This is a genomic window from Streptomyces phytophilus (genome assembly GCF_013870535.1).
GTDB classification, from domain to species: domain Bacteria; phylum Actinomycetota; class Actinomycetes; order Streptomycetales; family Streptomycetaceae; genus Streptomyces; species Streptomyces phytophilus.
In genome coordinates this window covers 1-1,093 of sequence record NZ_JACBXC010001664.1, presented here as the reverse complement: position 1 = coordinate 1,093, position 1,093 = coordinate 1, and the positions used below count along the sequence as shown (strand labels likewise).

Sequence of the window (1,093 nt, the reverse complement as noted above, 5' to 3'; positions counted from 1 at the left end):
CGGTGACGAGGTCGTGACGATGCAGTCACCTGCCTGGGCTCGACCCCCAAAACGGCCTTCGGTAACGTCAGGTGGGCAAGTACGGGGACGCCGCCCAGCGGCCCGCGCGCGAAGCGCGCATCAGGGCCGCGGTCCGCGCCGCGCCGATCGGGAGGGCTCAGGACCAGCGATGGCACGCAGCAGTGCGAACAGGACTCCGGTACCGGTACGCATCCAGCGCCGGACCTTCGGCGACGTCATCAAGGCGTTCTTCGCCTTCCTCGCGCTCGTGGTCCTCGTCGTCGGCGTGCCGGGCGCGCTCGCCTACTTCATCGGCTGGCCGCTGCCCGACTCCGCGCCCTCCCTCAGCATGCTCAACGAGGACGTGACCACCGACGTCTTCGTCAAGGTCTTCGCGGTCGTCGTCTGGCTGGCCTGGGCGCAGTTCGCCGCCTGCGTGCTCGTCGAGGCCAAGGCCGCCGTCTCCGGGATGGGCATGCCGGGCCGGGTGCCGGGCTCCGGCGCCAGCCAGGCGCTCGCCCGCCAGCTCGTCGCCGCCGTGCTGCTGCTCACCGCCAGCGCCGCGAGCTTCGCTCCCGGCCTCTCCGACATCGGCCAGCAGCTCGACCAGCACAAGCAGCCGCCGGTCGCCGCCGCCCAGCAGACCCCGGGCCAGCAGGTCGACACCGCCAGGCCCGCCGTGGACGTGGAGACGCCCAAGGGCCAGGGCGCCGGCGGCGAGGTGCACAAGGACACCCGCGAACAGGCCGAGCGGGACACGAAGTTCTACCGCATCCAGCCGCCCGAGGGCCGCCACCACGACTCGCTGTGGGAGATCGCGGAACGCCACCTGGGCGACGGCCGCCGCTACGGCGAGATCTACCAGCTCAACAAGGACCGCATCCAGCCCGACGGCTCCAAGCTCAGCCAGGCCAGCCTCATCCGCCCCGGCTGGATCATGGAGATGCCCGCCGACGCGCACGGCGGCGACCTCGTCGAGATGCCCGACGAGCGCAACGAGGTCTCCAAGTCCGAGGCCGAGCAGATCAACGAGTACGACAGGTCCAGCCCCACGCTCGACGAGCGCGACAAGGGCGGTGACGACCGGCAGGCC

The 1,093-nt window shown here is 71.7% G+C and carries 1 protein-coding gene; it reads left to right on the top strand.

What is annotated here, in order from left to right; translation table 11 throughout:
- Positions 1-169: 169 nt before the first annotated feature.
- Positions 170-1,093: LysM peptidoglycan-binding domain-containing protein (locus H5J30_RS35065; protein WP_374101070.1), on the top strand; the 924-nt coding region annotated here is incomplete at its 3' end.